This is a genomic window from Pseudoxanthomonas sacheonensis, assembly GCF_031455975.1.
Taxonomy (GTDB): domain Bacteria; phylum Pseudomonadota; class Gammaproteobacteria; order Xanthomonadales; family Xanthomonadaceae; genus Pseudoxanthomonas_A; species Pseudoxanthomonas_A sacheonensis_A.
Window position 1 is genome coordinate 511,734 of record NZ_JAVDTT010000002.1, and the last position, 19,453, is coordinate 531,186.

Consider the following 19,453-nt stretch of genomic DNA (forward strand, 5'->3'; position numbering starts at 1 on the left):
ACAGCACAATGGCAGCATAAACGGCCACATGACCTATTGCGTCGGCATAGAAACAGACGAAGGCCTGGTCTTCGCGGCGGATACGCGCACCAGCGCCTCGTTCGACGATGTGCGCGTGTACCGCAAGATGCACGTGTTCGAGTATCCGGGCGACCGCGTGTTCGTGATCATGTCGGCGGGCAACCTGGCGACCACGCAACTGACCATTTCGCGCCTGATGCGCGATGCCGAGGATCCCGCGGCCAGCCGCAGCCTGCGCACTTTCACCCATCTGTACGAGGTCGCCGAATACGTCGGCGAGGTGCTGGTGGCCAGCCAGGTAAAAATGAAGGACGAGGCGCAGCAGAGCGGCGTCAGCGTGCAATCCACCTTGATCCTGGGCGGGCAGATCGCCGGCGAACGACCCGGCCTGTACATGATCTACCCGCTGGGCAACTGCATCGCCACTTCGCCGGAGACGCCGTACCTGCAGATCGGCGAATCGAAATACGGCAAGCCCATCCTGGACCGCATCCTACGTCCGCAGACCACACTGGAAGACGCCGCACGCTGCGCGTTGGTGTCGCTGGATTCCACCATCCGCTCCAACTTGTCGGTGGGTTTGCCTATCGATATCGCCCTGATCCGCGCCGGCGACCTGAAGATCACCCAGAAGATGCGCATGGAAGGCGATACGCCGCTGTATTCAGAAATCCACGAGACCTGGTCGCGGAAACTCGAAGCCGCCGTGCACAGCCTGCCGCGTTTTCCGTGGGAACCGGCGCGCGCGCCCGAAGAGCAGACTTCTTCGTTGCCGCCACTGCCGCCACGCCGGGTGGCGCCACGACCCGATCCGGGCGATGCATCGGGTCAACAGCAATAGTTGGGATTGTCATCCCGAGTGTAGCGAGGGATCTGCTATTGCTGCGAACGATGAAGCAGAACCCTCGCTACGCTCGGGATGACAGTGTGAGCGGGTCGCAAAGCCCAGAATTTCAACCGCAGAAATAGCCATCTGCCAGTGCCGCATGGAAAGTACCCAGGTGCACCTGGATCTCGTCCATGAAATCCGCGGGATTCTTCGCCGCCAGGTGCGCCGGGTCCGCATTACGGATCAGTCCGACCACCCTGTTCAAACCGCGATCCACGCCAGGACGCGCCGGCATGGTGGGTAGGATGCTCTGCGCGCGGGCCAGGCAGAACTGCACGCTGCGCGGGAATTCGCTGTTCTGCAGCAGAAAGCGCAACGCATGTTCGACGCTGACGCGCTGACGCACATGGCGCCGATACATCTGGTAGGCGGCCAGCGAGCGCAGCACCGCCATCCATTGCATGTTCTGGAAAGCTTCGCGATCGTCCTCGTTGCGCGGTGTCACCAGCCCGGACGCGCCGGCATCGATGATGCGCGTGGTCATGTCGGCCTGTTCGATGGCCGTGCCCAGGCGCAGGAACTGGAAGCCGATATCTCGGCTCACATTCGCGGTGAGCAGACCAGAAACCTTGAGGCAGCCATCGGCGATACGGGCGATGAACTCCATGCGATAGCGCCGGCTAACGCCGCGCTCGCCGTTGGCTTCGATGTACAGATACAGATCGTTGATGGCTTCCCATACTTCCTGCGGCAGGGTATCGCGGATGCCGCGCAGAATCTCGCGCGCGTTATCGACGGAACTGCGCAGCGAGGACGCATTGCGTTCGTCCAACAACAGGAAACGCACCACCTCGGCGTCGCTGGCATCGTCGCCGGTGCTGGGGAACAGCTCGGCGAAGGCATCGCCCGCACCCACCGTATCCACCATCGGCCGCCAGGCGAAACGCACCGAGCGCGGCAGGTCCAGCTGCAGCAGGCTGCCGACGCCGACCAGGCGCGCGGTGTTCTCGGCGCGGCGCACGTAGCGGCTGAACCAGTACAGATTGTCGGCGACGCGGGAGAGCATCAATCGGCCTCCTCATCTAGATCCACGACCCACGTGTCCTTGGCGCCGCCGCCTTGCGAAGAGTTCACCACCAGCGACCCCGCTTCCATGGCGACGCGCGTCAAGCCGCCGGTGGTGACGTAGATATCTTCGCGGGACAACACGAAAGGCCTCAAATCCAGATGCCGCGGCGAGGGGCCGTCGTCGGTGACTATGGGCGCCGTCGACAGAGACAACGTCGGCTGGGCCATGTAATTGCGCGGATCGGCTTCGATGAGTTTCTTGAACTTGTCGCGTTGGCGCTTGGTGGAGCGCGGCCCGATCAGCATGCCGTAGCCGCCGGATTCGTTGGCCGGCTTCACCACCAGTTTCTCGATGTTCTCCAGCACGTACTTGCGCTCCTTCGCGTTGTGGCAAAGATAGCTGGGCACATTGGGCAGGATCGGATCCTCGTCCAGATAGTACTTGATCATCTTCGGCACATACGCGAACACCACTTTATCGTCGGCCACGCCCGCGCCCGGCGCGTTGGCCAAGGCTACCTTGCCCGCACGCCAGCTGCGCATCAGTCCCGGCGCGCCCAGCACCGACTCGGGATGAAACACTTCCGGATCGATGAACAAGTCGTCCACGCGCCGGTAGATCACATCCACGCGCTGCGCGCCGTATACGGTGCGCATGTAGGTGCAGTCGTCGTCGGCCACGAACAGATCGTTGCCTTCCACCAGTTCGATGCCCATCGCCTGGGCCAGGTAGGCGTGTTCGAAATAGGCGCTGTTGAACACGCCCGGCGTCAGCAAGGCGATGGTCGGCGTATCGCCCGGACGCGGCGACAGGGCCGCGAGCGTGTCGTAGAGCTGCGAAGGGTATTCGTCCACCGGCAGGATCGAGCTGGTTTCGAACAGTTCCGGAAACACCCGCTTGGCCACCATGCGGTTTTCCAGCATGTAGGACACGCCGCTGGGAATACGCAGGTTGTCCTCCAGCGCGTACAAGGTGCCATCGCCGTCGCGTACCAGGTCCGAGCCGCAGATATGCGCCCATACGCCCAGCGGCGGCTTCACACCGACGCACTGCGGGCGGAAATTGACCGAGTCCTTCAGCAGGATCGCCGGGAACACCTTGTCCTTGACGATCTGCTGCCTGCCATAGATGTCGCCGATGAACAGGTTCAACGCGCGCATACGCTGCTTGAGGCCGGCTTCGGTGCGCACCCATTCGGTGCGCGGGATGACACGCGGGATCAGATCGAACGGCAGCGTGCGGTCCACGTTGCGGCCGTCGGAGTACACGGTGAAGGTAATGCCCATGACCCGGGCGATGACATCGGCGGCGAGCTGGCGTTCGGCGAGCTCACGACCGGACAGGCCACCCAGGTATTCGACCAGGCGACGTGCGGCGGGGCGCGGCTGGCCGTCAGCCTGGATCAGCTCGTCGAAAGTGGTAGTGCGGTATTTCGCCCAGTCCATTCGCTCCGTTCCGTTGTCCTGCGCCGGAGCGTGCCTCCGCGCAGGTGATGCATTGCAACATGCCCGGAACCGGGAGGGCCGTCAAGCATTGGCCCGCGGCGCCGGATTGGAGACATAATGTCAGGAGACACATTGTCTTTGGCCTTCACCTTCAGGAATTCCATGTCCGCATCGACACCCGTCGCCCTGATCACCGGCAGCGCCCGCCGTATCGGCGCGGCCATCGCGCGACGCCTGCATGCGGCGGGGTACGAGCTGGCCCTGCACTACCGCGGCTCGTCGGCGGAAATGCAGGCCTTGGCGGCCGAATTGGAATCGACGCGTGCGGGCAGCGTGCTGACCTTGCAGGCCGACCTGTCCGAATTCGACCGCCTGCCCGAACTCGTGGCCAAGGCGGTCGGCCACTTCGGGCGGCTCGATGCGCTGGTCAACAACGCTTCCGCTTTCCGGCCGACGATCATCGGCGCCACCACGCCGCAGCAGTGGGACGAGCTGTTCGCCTCCAATGCGCGCGCGCCGTTCTTCCTCGCCCAGGCGGCAGCGCCGCACCTGAAGGCCTCGCATGGCGCCATCGTCAATCTGGTCGACATCTATGCCGAGAAACCGTTGGCCGGACACACGGTCTACTGCATGGCCAAGGCCGCGCTGTTGATGGCGACCCAATCGCTGGCGCTGGAACTTGCGCCGGAAGTGCGCGTCAACGCGATCGCGCCGGGCGCGATCCTGTGGCCCGAGCAGGACCATAGCGACACCGCCAAACAGACCATGCTCGGACGCACGCCGCTGGCGCGCACCGGCACAGCGGAGGAAATCGCGGAAGCGGTGCGCTGGTTGCTGCGCGATGCGACCTACACCACCGGCCAGGTGATTCGTGTGGATGGCGGCCGCACACTGGCAGGATGACCGGTGGGAGCGGCGTCCCGCCGCGAGCGTTTGCTTTGTTCTTACCGCAGAAGGGCTAAAGCTCGCGGCGGGACGCCGCTCCCACGACTCGCAACGACGTCTCGCGCTCCGGTGAATGGGCCCACAGCGCAGCCAATGTCCGGCCCGACTTCGGATCCACGAAATCAGGCGCAATGTCGGCCAGAGGCTTCAGCACGAAAGCGTGCCTCAACTCCGGGCGCGGAATACGCAAACTCCCCGCCCCTTCCATCACCAGATCGTCGTAGAACACGATATCGATATCCAGCGGACGGTCGCCGAAACGCGGGCCGCTGCGGTCGCGGCCATGCGCGTCTTCCAGCGCATGCAGCCAATCGTTGAGCGCATGCACATCCAGATCCGATTCGATGATCGCGGCCGCGTTGAGGAAGTCGGCGCCTTCGAAGCCGACCGCGGCGGTGCGGTAAACCGGCGACAGGGCCAGCGCACCGAATCTCGTACGCAACGCGGATACCGCGGAGGCGAGATTCTTTTCCGCCTCCATGTTGCTGCCTAGACTGAGATAAGCCTTGCCCATGTTTACTGCGATCCCGAGCAAATAGACTTTGTCATCCCGAGCGCAGCGAGGGATCTGCTTTCCCCTGCGCGGCGACAGAAGCGTGTAGCAGATCCCTCGCTGCGCTCGGGATGACAAAGGGTTGGGAATTCATCCGCGCGAACGCTCGATGATCACGCCCACCGCCACTGCGCCGCGCACCGCGCCGGGCTTGCTGAGTTTCAGCCGCAGCCAAGACACGCCGAATTCGGCCAGCACGATTTCCGCGCAGCGCTCGGCCAGCGTTTCCACCAGGCCGTAGTCGGATTGCGAGACGAATTCGATCAGCCGTTTGCTGACCGCCTTGTAGTTGAGCGTATCGACGATGTCGTCGCTGGCCGCAGGCTTGCGGTTGTCGAAGCCCATCTCAAGGTCGAAGCGCAAGGTCTGGCGGATGCGCCGTTCCCAGTCGTAGATGCCGATCAGAGCGTCTATTTCCAGACCTTCTATGAAGACTTTGTCCATGTGCGCCGAGAGTATGAAGAGAAATGGAGAGACTATCCGCTTTCGATCGTCATTCCCGCGAAGGCGGGAACCCAGTGACTTTGCTTTGGATGGGTTGCGCAAAAGGCGGAGGCGCTGGGTTCCCGCCTTCGCGGGAATGACGACATTATTTATTCGGATGCCGGAGAGGTCACGAGGGGTAAAGTCGCCATATCCCACCGCGGCGTCACCTTCACCGCCGCGGTTTCGTGCTGTCCGGCCTGCAGGCGCAAGGCGCCGGCGAAAGCGATCATCGCGCCATTGTCCGTGCACAGCGCCGGCCGCGGGAAGCAGGCGCGTCCGCCGCGCTTGCCGCAAATGTCGTGCAGCTTGGCGCGCAGACGCTTGTTGGCGCCGACGCCGCCGGCGACCACCAGGGTGTCGCTGCCGGCCGCATCCAGCGCGCGCTGGCACTTGATCGCCAGCGTGTCCACCACCGCATCCTCGAAACCGCGTGCGATATCGGCGCGGGTGGCATCGGACTGGTCGCTATCGCGCCAGGCCAGCATCACCTGGGTCTTCAGGCCGCTGAAGCTGAAATCCAGCCCGGGCCGGTCGGTCATCGGCCGGGAGAACTTGTAGGCGCCGGGGCGGCCCGGCTCCTTGTCGGATTGCGCTGCCAGGGCGGCCAGCTGCGGACCGCCCGGATACGGCAGGCCCATGACCTTGGCCGTCTTGTCGAAGGCTTCCCCGGCCGCGTCGTCCAGGGTTTCGCCCAGCAGCCGGTAGCTGCCGATGGCGTCCACCGCTACCAACTGGGTGTGTCCGCCGGAGACCAGCAGGGCCACGAAGGGCGCCGCGGGCGGGTCGTCTTCCATCAAAGGCGCCAGCAAATGGCCTTCCATGTGGTGCACACCCACCGCCGGGATCTCCAACGCCCAGGCCAGGGAACGGGCCACGCCCGCCCCGACCAGCAGCGCGCCGACCAGTCCCGGGCCGGCGGTATAGGCCACCCCGTCTAGGTCTTCCAGCTTCAGATCGGCCTCGGCCAGGGTCTGTCTGACCAGCGGCAGCAGCTTGCGGACATGGTCGCGGCTGGCCAGTTCCGGCACCACGCCGCCGTACTCGGCGTGCAGCGCGATCTGGCTGTAAACCGCATGGGCGCGCAGGCCGGCACTGCCCGTCAGGGCCGTGTCGTAGACGGCCACGCCGGTTTCATCGCAGGAGGTTTCAATGCCAAGGACGCGCATGGGGCTCGAAATGGGGACTCGGAAGCGGTAATCCAGCGCCCGGGCGGGTTGCAGGCGGGCCCGGGCTGCCGTTATCATACGCGGCTCGCCGGGACTGACCCGGTTGTTTGTGTCCCGGAGATTCCATGCCCAGCGTCAAAGTCCGCGAAAACGAGCCTTTTGAGTTTGCTCTGCGTCGCTTCAAGCGTACCTGCGAAAAAGCCGGTGTTCTGGCCGAAACCCGCAAGCGCGAGTTCTACGAGAAGCCGACCCAGGAACGCAAGCGCAAGGCCGCCGCCGCGGTGAAGCGTCAGCTGCGTCGCAGCTCGCGCGACGTCACCAAGCGCCAGCGCCTTTACTGAGCCGCGTCGCTTCGCCAGAAGCCGGCACGCGCGAGCGTAGCCGGCTTTTTGTGTTTTTAGGCCCTGTAGGGCGGGCATTGCCCGCCGCGGGTTCGAGCAAGAGCACGGCGGGCAATGCCCGCCCTACGATCGGAATCTGGAGACTGCCATGAGCCTTAAAGAACAGTTGGTCGAAGACATGAAAGCCGCAATGAAAAGCGGCGACAAGCAAACGCTGGGCGTGGTGCGCCTGATCAACGCGGCCATCAAGCAGCGCGAAGTGGACGAGCGCATCGAGCTGGACGACGCCGCCGTAGTCGCCGCGATGGAGAAGATGGTCAAGCAGCGCAAGGATTCGGTCAGCCAGTTCGAGGCCGCTGGCCGCGAAGACCTGGCCGCGATCGAGCGCGCCGAGATCGTGGTGATCGAGAAGTACCTGCCGGCCAAGCTGGGCGAAGCCGAAATCCTGGCCGAGATCGACGCCGCCATCGCCCAGACCGGCGCGACCGGCCCCGCGGACATGGGCAAGCTGATGGGCGTGCTGAAGCCGAAGCTCGCAGGTCAGGCCGATATGGGCTTGGTGTCGGCGCTGGTGAAGAAGAAGTTCGCGGGCTGAGTTTTTCTCCTTCCCCTTCAAGGGGAAGGACGGGATGGGGATGGTTTCCCGTCCGATCCCATTGATTCACTTTCGCAGCCACACCATCCCCACCCAACCCTCCCCTTGAAGGGGAGGGCTATGCTGCTTCGGCCATGACTGAATCCATCACCTCCCCGAATGTCGAACTACGTCCCGCGACGCGCGCGGACGTGCCGCAAATTCTGGCTTTCGTCCGCGAACTGGCTGAGTACGAGCAGCTCGTCCATGAGGCCGTCGCTACCGAAGCCGACATGACCGAGCAATTGTTCGGTGCGCGCCCGGCCGCGGAAGTAGTGATCGCCGAAGTCGACGGCCAGCCGGCCGGATTCGCGTTGTTCTTCCATAATTTCTCGACCTTCCTCGGCCAGCGCGGCCTGTATTTGGAAGATCTGTTCGTTCGTCCGCAATATCGTGGCCTGGGCCTGGGCAAGCGCCTGATGATCCATCTGGCCAAACTGGCGACGGAACGCCATTGCGGCCGCTTCGAGTGGTCGGTGCTGGACTGGAACACGCCCGCCATCGATTTCTATCGCGAACTCGGCGCGTCGCCGCTGGACGAGTGGACCGTACAGCGCGTCACCGGCGATGCGCTCAAGGCGCTGGCTGCACGCGATCCGCGGTGAGTAGGGTCGCGGTCGCAATTCGGGTTCGCAACCTTCTCAGTTGGCCTGACGGCAATCCTTCAGCACCATGCCTTGAGGGGTGAATTCTTCCACCTTGCCGATCAACGTCACCCAGTCCTGCGCCCTCAACGTGGAGAAATACTCCTGCTGATCCAGCGCCATCTTGCATTCGATGCTGAAATTCAAGTTGTTGTAGCTGGAGTCCTGACGGACCCGCAGCAATCCGCGGGTGACCGTGACCAGATAGTCGATGCGACCGACGGTGTCGCGCTCGAACGATTCGGAGGCGGTATAGACCTGGCCGTCTATCCGGTAGGTGCGGCCGACGTACTTGGCGGCCAGCGGGGCGAGCGTCGCATCGATTTCACTGCCGCCGGAGGAAGAATAGGTGCCCAGCAGCAGGTCCTTGAGCCCGCGGGTGTTGAGGGTGCTCGTGGTCTTCCTGACTTCACGGCCGATTTCCGCCGACAGGTCCACCGCCTTGGCGTCGATAACGCGGCCCGTGCCGCTCTTCGCGCGCGCCGCAGCGGCGATGGCTTCGCCCTCCTTGCCGCCCTTCAGTTTCGCCAGCATTCCGCAGATCTTCGCTCGAGCGGCTTCGGCCGGGAATTTCTGCCCGGGTGCGGGCTTGGTGACTATTGAGACTTCGCCGGAGCTGCTGGCCAACGCCCTGATGGTCAGCGGCGGTCTTACGTTGGCCTGCATGAAAGTCAGTTCTCCGGCGTCGCCGGAAATGGACTCTCCACCGACCTGGAAGCCTTCGTCCATCGCCAACTTCTGCAATTGTCCCAGCGCGCTGCTGACGCTAAGGTCGGACACTCTGACCGTACCCCGATAAGTGAGGCCGTTGCGCGGGTCCCCTATCGTCTTGAAATCCTGTTCGCAGGTACCCGCATGGGCAGGGGCAATCGCGGCAGATATCAGCAGGCCGGCAAGATAAATTCCTTTTTTCATAGCAAATCCATTCTCGTGATTGACATTTCCGTGCTTGGAAGTCGTCGTGGCGTTACCGCACACAGCATGATCGGTGCGACTGACCGAGAGGTCGGAGGCGGCCGGATATTAAGGTGAACGGGCCCGAGGATCGGCTGAAGGGATGCCACGATGCGCCCGGCCGTGCGGATTTTGCGGCAGCCCGTTCGCTGCACTTGTTGGCGCCGTCGCGCTTCGGCCGGCATGGCCGCCAAATTCGGCGACGGCCGCTTCGAGCAGTCGGTGCTGGACTGGGGAACGGGCCGGGCCATCCGTTTCTACCGCGGCCTGGGCGCAGCGCGCCTGGAGGAATGGACGGTGCAACGGCTCAGCGGGCCGGCTCTGGACGCGCTGGCCGCGGAATCGGACCGATCCGGACGCCTAGGGTCCGGATCGAGTCCTGCGCATGACGAACGATTGGCGCCGGGCTCAGTTGGCCTGGCGGCAATCCTTGAGCACCATGCCCTGCGTATCGATCTGGTTCACCGTGCCCGCCAGCTTGACCCAATCGCCATCGGCCAGGGTAGTGAAGAACTTCGCCTGGTCCGGCGCGAGGATGCACTGGATGGTGAAGTTGTTGTTGTTGTTCGAAGAACTTTGGCGAATCGCAAGCAAGCCACGGGTTTGCGTGACCAGGTAGGCGACCTCCATTTCACCGCTGAACTGGTTCTCCGACACCGTGTAGATCTGTCCGTCGATCCGGTATTTGCGCCCCTTGTATTTGGCGACGATGGGCGCGAACGCTTCGTTGCGTTCGCCGGCGGTCGCGTAATTGCTGGAGCCGACCATCAGGTTGCCGAATACCCCCTTGCTGTTCACTCCCGCCATCGTCTTCTGGATGTCGCGGCCGATTTCCGCGGACAGCTTCGGGGCCTCGGCATCGATGACCTGGCCTGCGCCGGTCTTGGCGCGCGCAGCGGCGGCGATCGCCTCGCCTTCCTTGCCGGTCTTGAGCTTGGCCAGCATCGAGCAGATTTCAGTGCGCGCCCCTGCGACTTCCATCTTCTGGCCCCGGGCCAGTTTTGTGCCCAGCGATACCTGCCCGGAGCTGTCGGCCTGCACGCGCCATACCAGCGGCGTGCGAAGATTGGTCTGGGTGAAGAGCAACTCGCCCGAATTGCCGGTGATCGACTCGTTGCCGATCTGGTAGCCCTCTTCCTGGGCGATCTTCTGCATTTGCCCAAGGGCGCTACTGACGCTCAGGCCCGGCTTCTGCACCTGACCCATGAACAACATGCCATTGCGCGGGTCGCCGACCGCCTCGAAACCGTCTTCGCAAGTACCGGCGCGCGCGGCCGTGGACAGGGCCAGCAGGCCCACAAGACACAACATCCTATTCCCCATAAAACCTCCCTATGAGCGGAATCCCGCTCGTCCTGAACGAGCCGCGGCGTACACGATTCCGGTGTGATACCCGCGGCGGATCGATCATACTTGAATCGCAGAAAATACAATGCCGGCAATGGCGATGCGCCCCGCACCCATGGCGGCAGTCTTACCCCAACGGGCCGGCACGATCGGCCCCGCAACCGAGGCTTCCAACCCCAGCATGGCGCGTATTCCCGACGCCTTCATCGACGACCTTCTGGCGCGCACCGACATCGTCGAGGTGATCGGTACGCGCGTGCCGTTGAAGCGGCAGGGAAAGGAGTATTCGGCGCGCTGCCCGTTCCACGACGAACGTTCGCCGTCGTTCACGGTGTCGCAGACCAAGCAGTTCTACCACTGCTTCGGTTGCGGGGCGCACGGTACGGCCATCTCGTTCCTGATGAACTACGATCGTCTGGAATTCCTCGATGCGGTCGACGAACTGGCCAAGCGCGTGGGCATGGAAGTGCCCAAGGAAACCCAGAAACGGAACGAGACCGACGACGGCCGCGACATGTACGCGGCGCTGGACGCGGCGGCGAAGTTCTTCCAACGGCAATTGGAGGGCAACGAAAAAGCGAAGGCGTATCTCGACCGGCGTGGCGTCGACGAGAGCATCCGTACGCAATTCTCTATCGGCTATGCGCCCGATGGGTTTTCCGCGCTCAAAGATGCGCTGGGTACCGACGAGCGCCGGATCAAGCTGCTGGACAAGACCGGCATGCTGTCCAGGAGCGACAACGGCCGCGTCTACGACAAATTCCGCGACCGTGTGATGTTCCCCATCCACGACCGCCGCGGCCGGGTGATCGCCTTCGGCGGGCGGGTGCTGGCCAAGGACGACGGTCCGAAATACCTCAATTCGCCGGAGACGCCGCTATTCCACAAAGGGCGCGAACTCTACGGTCTGTGGCAGGTGCGGCAGGCCAACCAGAAGATCGAACGATTGGTGGTGGTGGAGGGCTATATGGACGTGGTGTCATTGTTCCAGTACGGAGTGACGCAAGCCGTCGCGACGCTGGGCACGGCGACCACGCCCGATCATGCCGAGCTGCTGTTCCGCAATTCGCCGGATGTGTATTTTTGCTTCGATGGCGACGCTGCCGGCCAGCGCGCCGCCTGGAAGGCGCTGGAGTCGGTGTTGCCGCGCATGAAGGACGGACGCCAGGCGTTCTTCCTGTTCCTGCCCGATGGCGAAGATCCGGACAGCATCGTGCGCAGCGAAGGCGCGGCGGGTTTCGATACGCGTCTGCAACAGGCCACGCCGTTGTCGCAGTTCTTCTACGACGAACTGGGCAAGGACGTGAAGCTCTCGACGCTGGACGGCAAGGCGAGATTGGCCGAACGCGCCAAACCCCTGCTGGCGCAGATTCCCGACGGCGCCTTCGGCGACCTGATGCGGCAGCGCCTGGGAGAGATTACCGGAGTAGGCGTGCAGCAGCCCGTCGCGCTGCCCGAAAAACCAAAAACAGTTTCGCGCCTGCCCGCGCAGACGCAGAAACGCAGCTTGGTGCGTGGTGCGATCACCGTCCTGCTCCAGCAACCTTCGTTGGCGCTTTCGCTGGAGCCACCATACGGTTTCAAGGACCTCAACCAACCGGGCGTGGGACTGCTGATCGAGCTGCTGTCCTTGGTTCATGCACGGCCGGAAATCACCACCGGTGCGTTACTGCAGCATTTCTCGGAACGAGACGACCTCAACGCACTGCAGAAACTGGCATCGGAAGCCGTGCCAGGCGACGCAACCATCTGGCGGCAGATCTTGATCGATGCGGCCGAACAGCTTGAAGACCAGGCCATTCAGCAGCGCCTCGCGGAATTGCACGCCAAGATGGGCGCCGGCCCCCTGGACGTCGCCGACAAGTACGAACTGATGGCCCTGATGCAGGCGCAACGCCGTCGCGGCAAACTGCCGTCCTGACAAACCTGGATGTCCCGGTCAACTCGCAGCTCCACTGCGCTTCGCCAAAGGTGCTCCCAACCGGCTCAGCGTTCGACAGGATTATCTGCGAACAGCTGATCGCGCTGTTTAGCGCAGATCCTTCACCACTTCCCCGCCCTTCATCACGAAGGGAATCGCTTCGAGCAGACTGACATCCTGGGTCGGATCGCCGGCGACGGCGATCAGATCGGCCCAGCGATCCTTCTCGATCGCACCGACGTCCTTGCGGTCCAGGGCTACGGCCGCATCGAGTGTCGCGCTACGGATCGCTTCGACCGGCGTCATGCCGTAGCGGACCATCACCTTGAACTGGCCGCCATTCAGTCCATGCGGATAGACGCCGGCGTCGGTGCCGTAGACCAGCTTCACGCCGGCGGCGTGGGCGCGGCGGAAACCTTCGCGCTGGATGTCGGCGACCTCGCGGTCCTTGCGTAGGTTGTCCTCCAGCACGCCGTTCTTCTTGCCTTCGGCCTGGGTGTAGTCGGTGTTGTAGATGTCCATCGACAGCCACGCGCCATGCTTCTTGGCCAGGGCGATGCCTTCGTCGTCGATCAGGCTGGCGTGCTCGATGGTGTCCACCCCGGCGCGGATCGCATCCTTGATGCCCGAGGCGCCATGCGCGTGCGCCGCGACCTTGAGACCCTGCAGATGCGCTTCCTCGACGATGGCCTTCATTTCCTCCAGGCTCAGCTGCTGCTGGCCCGGCTCGGTATTGCGCGAGAACACCCCGCCGGTGGCGCAGATCTTGATGACCTGCGCGCCGTACTTGCGCAGTTCGCGCACGCGCTTGCGGCCTTCCTCGGGACTGTCGGCGTTGAACGGACTCTTCTGCTCCATCGACGGCGGGAAGAAGGTCGAATCGCAATGGCCGCCGGTCGAGCCGAACGAATAGCCTGCAGTAACGATGCGCGGCCCGGAAATCTTGCCTGCGTCGATCGCCTGGCGCAGGCCGACGTCGTTCCACGCTTCGGCGCCGACGTTGCGCACGCTGGTGAAGCCAGCCATCAGCGTCTTCTGCGCGTGGGCCACCGCCAGCACCGACCAGAAGCGGTCACTGAATTGCAGGCCGGTGTAACCGCCATAGGAGGGATCGCTGTCCAGATGCACGTGCATGTCGATCAGCCCGGGCAGCAGGGTCATGCCCTGCAAATCCACATGCTTGGCGCCCGCCGGTACGGCGGCCGCGCCGCTGCCGGTTTCGACGATACGGCCGTTGCGCACCAGCACGTGCGGTTGGTCGACCAGGCGGCCGCTGCGGACGTCCAGCATGCGCTCGGCGGTGATCCATACCGTAGCTTCGGCCACGCTTTCTTGCGCGGAGACCGCGCCCGGCACGAGCGCCAGTCCGACGGCAAGAAAAAGGCACCCCGAAGCAAGCAGGCCACGTTCGATCATCTCCACCTTCCCGTTTTTATCGACCCGCCGAGTATAGGCAAAGCGAGCGGTGCCCGGACGGATCCGTGCCGTCAGGACTGCGGAGCGAACTCGATCAACGCCGTCGGCTGCAGCAACGGCATCAGCCAGTGGTCGGCCAACAGGAACGCGAACAGCGCCATCAGGTAGACGATGGAATAGTTGAACACGCGCATCGGAAAGAATTCGTCCGGCGGGTCCAGCAATCGCCATGCGTACCAGAGGAATACAGCACCCAGCACCAGCGCGCCGCCCAGATAGAAGAACCCGCTCATGCCGAAGATGCACGGCAGCACGGTGACCTCGACCAGCAGCACCGTGTAGAACAGGATCTGCCAGCGCGTATAGGTCACGCCATGGGTGACCGGCAGCATCGGCACCAGCGCGCGCGCATAGTCGTCGCGACGGAAGATGGCCAGCGCCCAGAAGTGCGGCGGCGTCCATACGAAGATGATCAGCACCAGCAGCAGCGCATACGGCCAGTCCCACTCGCCGGTCATGCCGGTGACCGCGGCCCAGCCCAGCAACGGCGGCGCGGCGCCGGCGACGCCGCCGATGACGATGTTCTGCGGCGTGGCGCGCTTGAGGAACACGGTATAGACGATCGCATAACCGATCAGCGAGGCGAAGGTCAGCACGGCGGTGATGGTGTTGACCCACACCGCCAGCACCGTCATCGAGAGGGCGGCCAGCGCCAGCGCGAACACCAAGGCCTGCCAAGGCTGCAGCTGGCCGACGACCAGAGGGCGCCACGAAGTGCGCGCCATCTTCGCGTCGATGCGCGCATCCAGGATCTGGTTGATCGCGGCCGCGCTGGAGGCCGCCAGCCAGATGCCGAGGAAACCGAGCGCGCCGTGCTTCAGCTGTTGCGCGTCTGGCATGCCGTCGATGGCCAGCAGCATGCCCACCAGCGCGGTGAACACGATCAGCGCGACGACGCGCGGCTTGGTGAGGCTCCAGTACTGGCGGATGACCGACATCGCTATTCCGGCTTGCGCAAACGCGCCAGCAGCGAGACCAGCACGAACAACAGCAGCGCGGCGCCGGCGTTGTGCGCCACCGCCACGTGCAGCGGCAGGGCCAGCTTGACGTTGAGGATACCCAGCGAGACCTGGGCGACGACCAGCACGATCAATGCAGTGGACCAGCTGCGCATGCCCGGCGTGTACAACAGGCGCACGGCGAACGTCAGCAGGTACAACGCAAGGACGACCGCGACGATGCGGTGCGCCATCTGGATGGCGATGCGCGAGGCGCCGTCCAGCACGCCGCCTTCGTAGTCCACGCCGACGCCGCGCCAGAGCACGAAGCCTTCGCGGAAGTCGTGCGGCGGCCACCACTGGCCCACGCACTTGGGGAAGTTGTCGGCCGACCAGCTGCCCGCGCCGCACGACAGGGCCGCATAGTTGGCGCTGACCCAGCCGCCGAGCGCGATCTGCAGCCCCAGCAGCAGCAGGCCCGCGATGACCCAGCGCTTCAGAGTGTCGGCTTCGACGACGATGATCGGACGGCCGATCGCGCGCCACGCCATCCACGTCAGCAAGGCGAATGTGGTCAGTCCGCCCAGCAGATGACCCATGACCACGATGGGCTTGAGCAGCCAGGTCACCGTCCACATGCCCAGCAGGGCCTGGAAGATGATCACCGCCAGGGTCAGCGCGCCGGTGCGAGCCAGATCCGTATTGGACCAGCGCAACGCGGCGAACAGCAGAATGGTTTCGCCAAGGATCGCCAGCACGGAGGCGGCGCCATGTTGCCCGCGCATGTACAGCGGAATCGCGGCCGCCACCAGCAACGAGGCGATGGCGATCTGCGCGATCCCGTAGCGGCGCTTGCGCGCGGCCAGCACTGCCAGCAGCAGCACCAGCACGCCCAGCGAACCGGCCAGCATCCTGTGCACCTGCTCGCGCCAGGCTTTATGCGTTTCGAAGGGACGGATGGCGCTGGCGGCGTGATCGTTCACTTCGCTGGCGGCCTGCGGCCATGCGGCGCGGCCGTAGCAGGTGGGCCAATCCGGACAGCTCAGGCCCGCATCGGACAAGCGCACAAACGCGCCGAACACCACCACGCACAACGTGAGCGCCACGGCGAGCCAGGCGAAGCGGTGAAAATGTTTATAGACGGCGGGACGGGCGAGCAGATTCATCAGATCAACTTGAGCAATTTCGAAACGTCGGTGCGGATGAAACCCGGATCGGTACCCGGCGCGTAACGCAGGATCACGAAGCCGTTGGGATCGATCACGTACACCGGCACGCCGGCGGGGTCGTTCACGCGCGGCAACGCGGTCAGCAGCTCGGGCGTTGGCTGCAGCTGGCGCAACGACACGGTGTCGGGTGCGCCGGCCGGACGCGGGCCGATCCACAGGATTTCGACGTGATCGGCGTTGTTGCCGAACAACTGCCACACCACGTCCAGGTCCTTGGCCAGTTTCAGGCAGTCGCTGGCGCAATCGGCCGGCGGCGCGACCACGATCCGCCACATGCGTTCGGCAGGTCGCCACGCGTAGTCGCCGCCACCTGCGAGCTTGGGCACCACTGCGCGCGCATCCACCGCCGGGCGCAGCATTTCGCCATGGGCCTTGGTGCCATGCGGTTGCCAGCCGCTGAACCGCAGCACGCCCGCCCCGAAGATGGTGCCGAAGAACAGCAGGAAGATCAGCACCAGGATCCAGCGTCCGCGGCGGATTCGTGCCGCCTCGGAGGAGGTCGGAAGAGGAGGATTCGAATTCATTTGCGGCATTTTCTCATGCGCAGAGGCTCTACGCTGCCTGCGAACGCTGCTTGCGCTTGCGCAAGGTCAGCACCAAAGCGGTGATGAACACGGTCAGCGCCAGCCCGAACCATTGCACCGCGTAGCCGAGGTGGCGTTCGGGCGGCAGGGTGTTGGGAAGGATGTCCAGGTCGCGGAGGTAGCCGACCTTGAGCGCGGGATCCAGGCGCAGCACGCGCGGAGCGAGCGTCGGCAGCTTGAGCGCGTTCGACAGCACCGCATGGTCGAGGCTGGTCGCCAACAGGTTGCCATCGGCCTGCGGCGAAGCGATCGCACTGGCCAGGCCCGCGGACGGCGGCGGCGCCAGCAGGCCAGCCACCTGCAAGGTGCCGGAAAAGGATTCGATTCGGGGAAGCCTGCGATCGCCCGCAAGCGGCATCCACCCCAGTTCCACCAACAAAGGCGGTGCGGCGGCGGCATCGGCTTGGTGCCTGTCGGGTTGGGACATGTTGGGTTGGAACACGCGGTAGACGCGGACTCCGGAACGGCCTTCGCGGGTCTGGTTGTCGAGCAGCACGGCGGGCGCTTCGGTGAAACGGCCCTCGCCTTGCGCCCAGTCGTAGACGGCTTTGCGCGCCGGATCCGCAGCGGCGCGCAACGGCAGCGGCTTGCGCACGGCCAGAACGCTTCGCGATTCGGCCAGCATCGCCTTTTTCTGCTGGGCGCGATCCAGCTGCCAGACGCCGAGGCTGCAGAACAGCGCCATCGCCAGCAAGGCGAGCGTCCAGCCGAACAGATTTCCAGTAGGCCGGCTCACGCGCGCTTGTCCCGTGCCTGCGATAATGCGGGCCTCGATACCACGTGTTCACCGCCGGACGAAAGCACCATGAACGACTCGCTGAAAACCCTGCTGATCATCGCGTTCCTGATAGTGATCCTGTGGAACCTGGGCGCCGGCCTGTACTACCTGCTGGTCGACAAGGGCCAGAGCAAGCGTACCGTCAATGCCCTGACCCGGCGCATCGCGTTCTCGGTGGCGCTGATCCTGCTGGTGGCGCTGGGCATCTATACCGGGGTGATCAAACCGCATGGTATCGGCGGCTGAGCAACGGGGAAGTCGCCCGCTGCGCGGGCTGTGAATGGGGAAGTCGCGCCTTCGACGCTGCAAATCAAAGAAGTCGGCTGCTGCGCAGCCTGAAAATGGACGAGCCATGCTTGCCATTCGCAGGCTGCGCAGCAGCCGACTTCCCCATTCACAGCCCGCGCAGCGGGCGACTTTCCGTTCTTACAGCACGTAGACGAACAGGAACAGGCCCAGCCACACCACGTCGACGAAATGCCAGTACCACGCGGCCGCTTCGAAGGCGAAATGGTTGTCCTTGGTGAAATGGCCCTTGAGCACGCGCAGCCACATGATCAGCAGCATCAAGGTGCCCAGGAACACGTGCGCGCCGTGGAAGCCGGTCAGCATGAAGAAAGTGGAGCCGTAGATGCCCGAACCCAGGGTCAGGTTCAATTCCTTGTAGGCGTGGATGTACTCCTCCGCCTGGAAGGTCAGGAACAGGCCGCCCAGCACCACGGTCAGGCCCAGCCAGATCAGCACCTGCGTGCGGTTGGCCGCTTTCAGCGCGTGGTGGGCGATGGTCAGGGTCACGCCCGAGCTCAACAGGATCAGGGTGTTGACCAAGGGCAGGCCCCAGGCCGGGATGGTCTGGAACGCGCCACCGACCTCTGCCGGACCCGAAGTCGGCCAGGCCGCGCTGAACCCGTCCCACAGCAGCGCATTGGTCATCACGCCGTCGCCTTCGCCGCCCAGCCACGGCAACGCCAGGTTGCGCGCGTAGAACAGAGCGCCGAAGAACGCCCCGAAGAACATCACCTCGGAGAAGATGAACCACACCATGCCCATGCGGAACGACACGTCCACCTGCTTGTTGTAGCTGCCGGTGATCGATTCGCGGATCACATCGCCGAACCACATGAACAGCGTGGCGCAGAGCATGACGAGGCCGGCGAAGAACGCCCACTTGCCCCACGCCGTCTCATTGAGCCAGCTGGCCACGCCCAGCATGGTGGTGAACATGGCGATGGAGCCCACGAACGGCCACTTGCTGTGGTGCGGTACGTAGTAGACGTTGGCGTCCGGCGAATGCGTTTGGGCCATGGCGGGGTCTTTCCTGTTTCTGATGCAGTTGATGCGATGGATTGCGGATTGTTGGGTTGCTTACGGCGCCGCGAGCGGCGTATGCGCTGTCTTGGCCGCGCCGAGCCGCGCGGTCAAGGCATCGTTCCTGAAGAAGGTATACGACAGGGTGATGGTTTTCACGTCGGCCGGCAGGTTGGGATCGACGATGAAACGCACCGGCATATCGCGGGTTTCGCCGGCCTGCAGGGTCTGGGCGGTGAAGCAGAAGCACTCTGTCTTGGTGAAATAGCCCGAGGCGCGCGACGGCGCGACCGACGGCACGGCGCTGCCGACAATGGTGTTCTTGCTGTCGTTGCGCGCGAAGTACAGCGCTTCGTTCAATTCGCCCGGCACCACCTGCATGGTCAGCTGTTCCGGATGGAACGCCCACGGCAGTTTCGAGTTCACGCCGCCATCGAACTGCACGGTCACCGTGCGCGCCTTCGGCGCCAGCGCTGCGGCCTGGGCTTCGCCCGGGCCCTGCTCCAGGCGGATGCCGAAAACCTTCTCGCAAGCGATGCGGTACAGCGGCACCAGCGAGAACGTGAAGGCGAAAGCGGCCAGCGACACGCCCACCAGCTTGAACAGTCCGGCCGCGTTGGACTTGTTGGCGCTCATGCCGCGGCCACGCCGGACAGGATGAAGGCGACGTAGATCGCCACCGCTATCGCGCCTATGACCAACGCCGTGCGCAGCGCGCGTTTGCGGCGCGCGGCGAGATCATTCTCGGTAGAGCTGGCAGCAGGGCGGCGCGGCGCGGTCATGGC

Annotated in this window: 22 protein-coding genes; 7 read left to right on the top strand and 15 right to left on the bottom strand. The window is 64.3% G+C overall.

The window, feature by feature from the left end; translation table 11 throughout:
• Positions 1 to 28 precede the first annotated feature (28 nt).
• Positions 29 to 862, top strand: coding sequence for a 20S proteasome subunit A/B (locus J2W94_RS09495; RefSeq protein WP_310092560.1), 834 nt, complete (start codon positions 29 to 31; stop codon positions 860 to 862).
• A 112-nt stretch (positions 863 to 974) separates the two neighbouring features.
• Here J2W94_RS09495 and J2W94_RS09500 read toward each other — a convergent pair whose 3' ends face one another.
• A complete protein-coding gene (locus tag J2W94_RS09500) occupies positions 975 to 1,916 on the bottom strand; it encodes an alpha-E domain-containing protein (RefSeq protein ID WP_310092562.1) in 942 nt (313 codons plus the stop codon).
• Positions 1,916 to 3,364 (bottom strand): circularly permuted type 2 ATP-grasp protein, encoded by a 1,449-nt coding sequence (locus J2W94_RS09505; RefSeq protein WP_310092564.1) that lies wholly within the window; start codon positions 3,362 to 3,364, stop codon positions 1,916 to 1,918. Before J2W94_RS09505 ends, J2W94_RS09500 begins: the two co-directional genes overlap by 1 nt.
• Before the next feature lie 162 nt (positions 3,365 to 3,526).
• Between J2W94_RS09505 and J2W94_RS09510 the strand changes: the two genes are divergently transcribed.
• On the top strand, positions 3,527 to 4,267 hold the full coding sequence (locus J2W94_RS09510; protein ID WP_310092566.1) for a pteridine reductase: 741 nt from the start codon (positions 3,527 to 3,529) through the stop codon (positions 4,265 to 4,267).
• Between the two features lie 55 nt (positions 4,268 to 4,322).
• Here the strand turns inward: J2W94_RS09510 and folK are convergent, their stop codons facing one another.
• From folK to tsaD, 3 genes are all read right to left on the bottom strand, one after another.
• Positions 4,323 to 4,823: a 2-amino-4-hydroxy-6-hydroxymethyldihydropteridine diphosphokinase gene (gene folK / locus J2W94_RS09515; protein WP_310092568.1), complete on the bottom strand. Its 501-nt coding sequence runs from the start codon at positions 4,821 to 4,823 to the stop codon at positions 4,323 to 4,325.
• A gap of 129 nt (positions 4,824 to 4,952) precedes the next feature.
• Entirely contained in the window at positions 4,953 to 5,306 is a 354-nt protein-coding gene (folB, locus tag J2W94_RS09520; RefSeq protein WP_310092569.1) for a dihydroneopterin aldolase, read from the bottom strand.
• Positions 5,307 to 5,455: 149 nt separating this feature from the next.
• On the bottom strand, positions 5,456 to 6,514 hold the full coding sequence (tsaD, locus tag J2W94_RS09525; protein WP_310092571.1) for a tRNA (adenosine(37)-N6)-threonylcarbamoyltransferase complex transferase subunit TsaD: 1,059 nt from the start codon (positions 6,512 to 6,514) through the stop codon (positions 5,456 to 5,458).
• A 125-nt stretch (positions 6,515 to 6,639) separates the two neighbouring features.
• Between tsaD and rpsU the strand changes: the two genes are divergently transcribed.
• The 3 genes from rpsU to J2W94_RS09540 all read left to right on the top strand — a co-directional run bounded on the left by rpsU (position 6,640) and on the right by J2W94_RS09540 (position 8,094).
• Positions 6,640 to 6,855, top strand: a complete 216-nt coding sequence (rpsU, locus tag J2W94_RS09530) for a 30S ribosomal protein S21 (RefSeq protein WP_002808376.1) — start codon at positions 6,640 to 6,642, stop codon at positions 6,853 to 6,855.
• A gap of 148 nt (positions 6,856 to 7,003) precedes the next feature.
• Complete coding sequence (locus J2W94_RS09535; RefSeq protein ID WP_310092573.1) at positions 7,004 to 7,450, top strand: GatB/YqeY domain-containing protein; 447 nt, start codon at positions 7,004 to 7,006, stop codon at positions 7,448 to 7,450.
• A gap of 134 nt (positions 7,451 to 7,584) precedes the next feature.
• Positions 7,585 to 8,094 carry a GNAT family N-acetyltransferase gene (locus J2W94_RS09540; protein ID WP_310092575.1) on the top strand — a complete coding sequence of 170 codons (510 nt, stop codon included), beginning with the start codon at positions 7,585 to 7,587 and terminating at the stop codon, positions 8,092 to 8,094.
• 36 nt (positions 8,095 to 8,130) lie between these two features.
• On the opposite strand, the gene J2W94_RS09545 is transcribed toward J2W94_RS09540, so the two are convergent.
• Together J2W94_RS09545 and J2W94_RS09550 are read right to left on the bottom strand one after the other, a co-directional pair.
• Positions 8,131 to 9,048: a hypothetical protein gene (locus J2W94_RS09545; RefSeq protein ID WP_310092577.1), complete on the bottom strand. Its 918-nt coding sequence runs from the start codon at positions 9,046 to 9,048 to the stop codon at positions 8,131 to 8,133.
• A 447-nt stretch (positions 9,049 to 9,495) separates the two neighbouring features.
• Positions 9,496 to 10,398, bottom strand: coding sequence for a hypothetical protein (locus J2W94_RS09550; RefSeq protein ID WP_310092579.1), 903 nt, complete (start codon positions 10,396 to 10,398; stop codon positions 9,496 to 9,498).
• Positions 10,399 to 10,615: 217 nt separating this feature from the next.
• Here J2W94_RS09550 and dnaG point away from each other — a divergent pair, with 217 nt between their 5' ends.
• Positions 10,616 to 12,355, top strand: coding sequence for a DNA primase (gene dnaG, locus J2W94_RS09555; RefSeq protein ID WP_310093668.1), 1,740 nt, complete (start codon positions 10,616 to 10,618; stop codon positions 12,353 to 12,355).
• A 108-nt stretch (positions 12,356 to 12,463) separates the two neighbouring features.
• On the opposite strand, the gene J2W94_RS09560 is transcribed toward dnaG, so the two are convergent.
• The 5 genes from J2W94_RS09560 to J2W94_RS09580 form a co-directional block, all read right to left on the bottom strand.
• Positions 12,464 to 13,771: a metal-dependent hydrolase family protein gene (locus J2W94_RS09560; protein ID WP_310092581.1), complete on the bottom strand. Its 1,308-nt coding sequence runs from the start codon at positions 13,769 to 13,771 to the stop codon at positions 12,464 to 12,466.
• A 71-nt stretch (positions 13,772 to 13,842) separates the two neighbouring features.
• Positions 13,843 to 14,769 carry a heme o synthase gene (gene cyoE, locus J2W94_RS09565; protein ID WP_430540580.1) on the bottom strand — a complete coding sequence of 309 codons (927 nt, stop codon included), beginning with the start codon at positions 14,767 to 14,769 and terminating at the stop codon, positions 13,843 to 13,845.
• A gap of 2 nt (positions 14,770 to 14,771) precedes the next feature.
• Positions 14,772 to 15,935 carry a COX15/CtaA family protein gene (locus tag J2W94_RS09570; protein WP_310092583.1) on the bottom strand — a complete coding sequence of 388 codons (1,164 nt, stop codon included), beginning with the start codon at positions 15,933 to 15,935 and terminating at the stop codon, positions 14,772 to 14,774.
• A complete protein-coding gene (locus J2W94_RS09575) occupies positions 15,935 to 16,522 on the bottom strand; it encodes a hypothetical protein (protein WP_310092585.1) in 588 nt (195 codons plus the stop codon). The genes J2W94_RS09570 and J2W94_RS09575 overlap by 1 nt, the downstream gene beginning before the upstream one ends.
• A 28-nt stretch (positions 16,523 to 16,550) precedes the next feature.
• On the bottom strand, positions 16,551 to 17,318 hold the full coding sequence (locus J2W94_RS09580; RefSeq protein ID WP_430540581.1) for an SURF1 family protein: 768 nt from the start codon (positions 17,316 to 17,318) through the stop codon (positions 16,551 to 16,553).
• 69 nt (positions 17,319 to 17,387) lie between these two features.
• On the opposite strand from J2W94_RS09580, the gene J2W94_RS09585 reads away from it, so the two are divergent.
• Positions 17,388 to 17,606: a twin transmembrane helix small protein gene (locus J2W94_RS09585; protein WP_093289811.1), complete on the top strand. Its 219-nt coding sequence runs from the start codon at positions 17,388 to 17,390 to the stop codon at positions 17,604 to 17,606.
• 180 nt (positions 17,607 to 17,786) lie between these two features.
• On the opposite strand, the gene J2W94_RS09590 is transcribed toward J2W94_RS09585, so the two are convergent.
• The 3 genes from J2W94_RS09590 to J2W94_RS09600 are packed head-to-tail and all read right to left on the bottom strand — an operon-like array spanning position 17,787 to position 19,450.
• On the bottom strand, positions 17,787 to 18,665 hold the full coding sequence (locus J2W94_RS09590; RefSeq protein WP_310092587.1) for a cytochrome c oxidase subunit 3: 879 nt from the start codon (positions 18,663 to 18,665) through the stop codon (positions 17,787 to 17,789).
• A 60-nt stretch (positions 18,666 to 18,725) separates the two neighbouring features.
• Positions 18,726 to 19,304 (bottom strand): cytochrome c oxidase assembly protein, encoded by a 579-nt coding sequence (locus J2W94_RS09595; RefSeq protein ID WP_310092589.1) that lies wholly within the window; start codon positions 19,302 to 19,304, stop codon positions 18,726 to 18,728.
• Positions 19,301 to 19,450 carry a hypothetical protein gene (locus tag J2W94_RS09600; protein ID WP_310092591.1) on the bottom strand — a complete coding sequence of 50 codons (150 nt, stop codon included), beginning with the start codon at positions 19,448 to 19,450 and terminating at the stop codon, positions 19,301 to 19,303. Before J2W94_RS09600 ends, J2W94_RS09595 begins: the two co-directional genes overlap by 4 nt.
• Positions 19,451 to 19,453 lie beyond the last annotated feature (3 nt).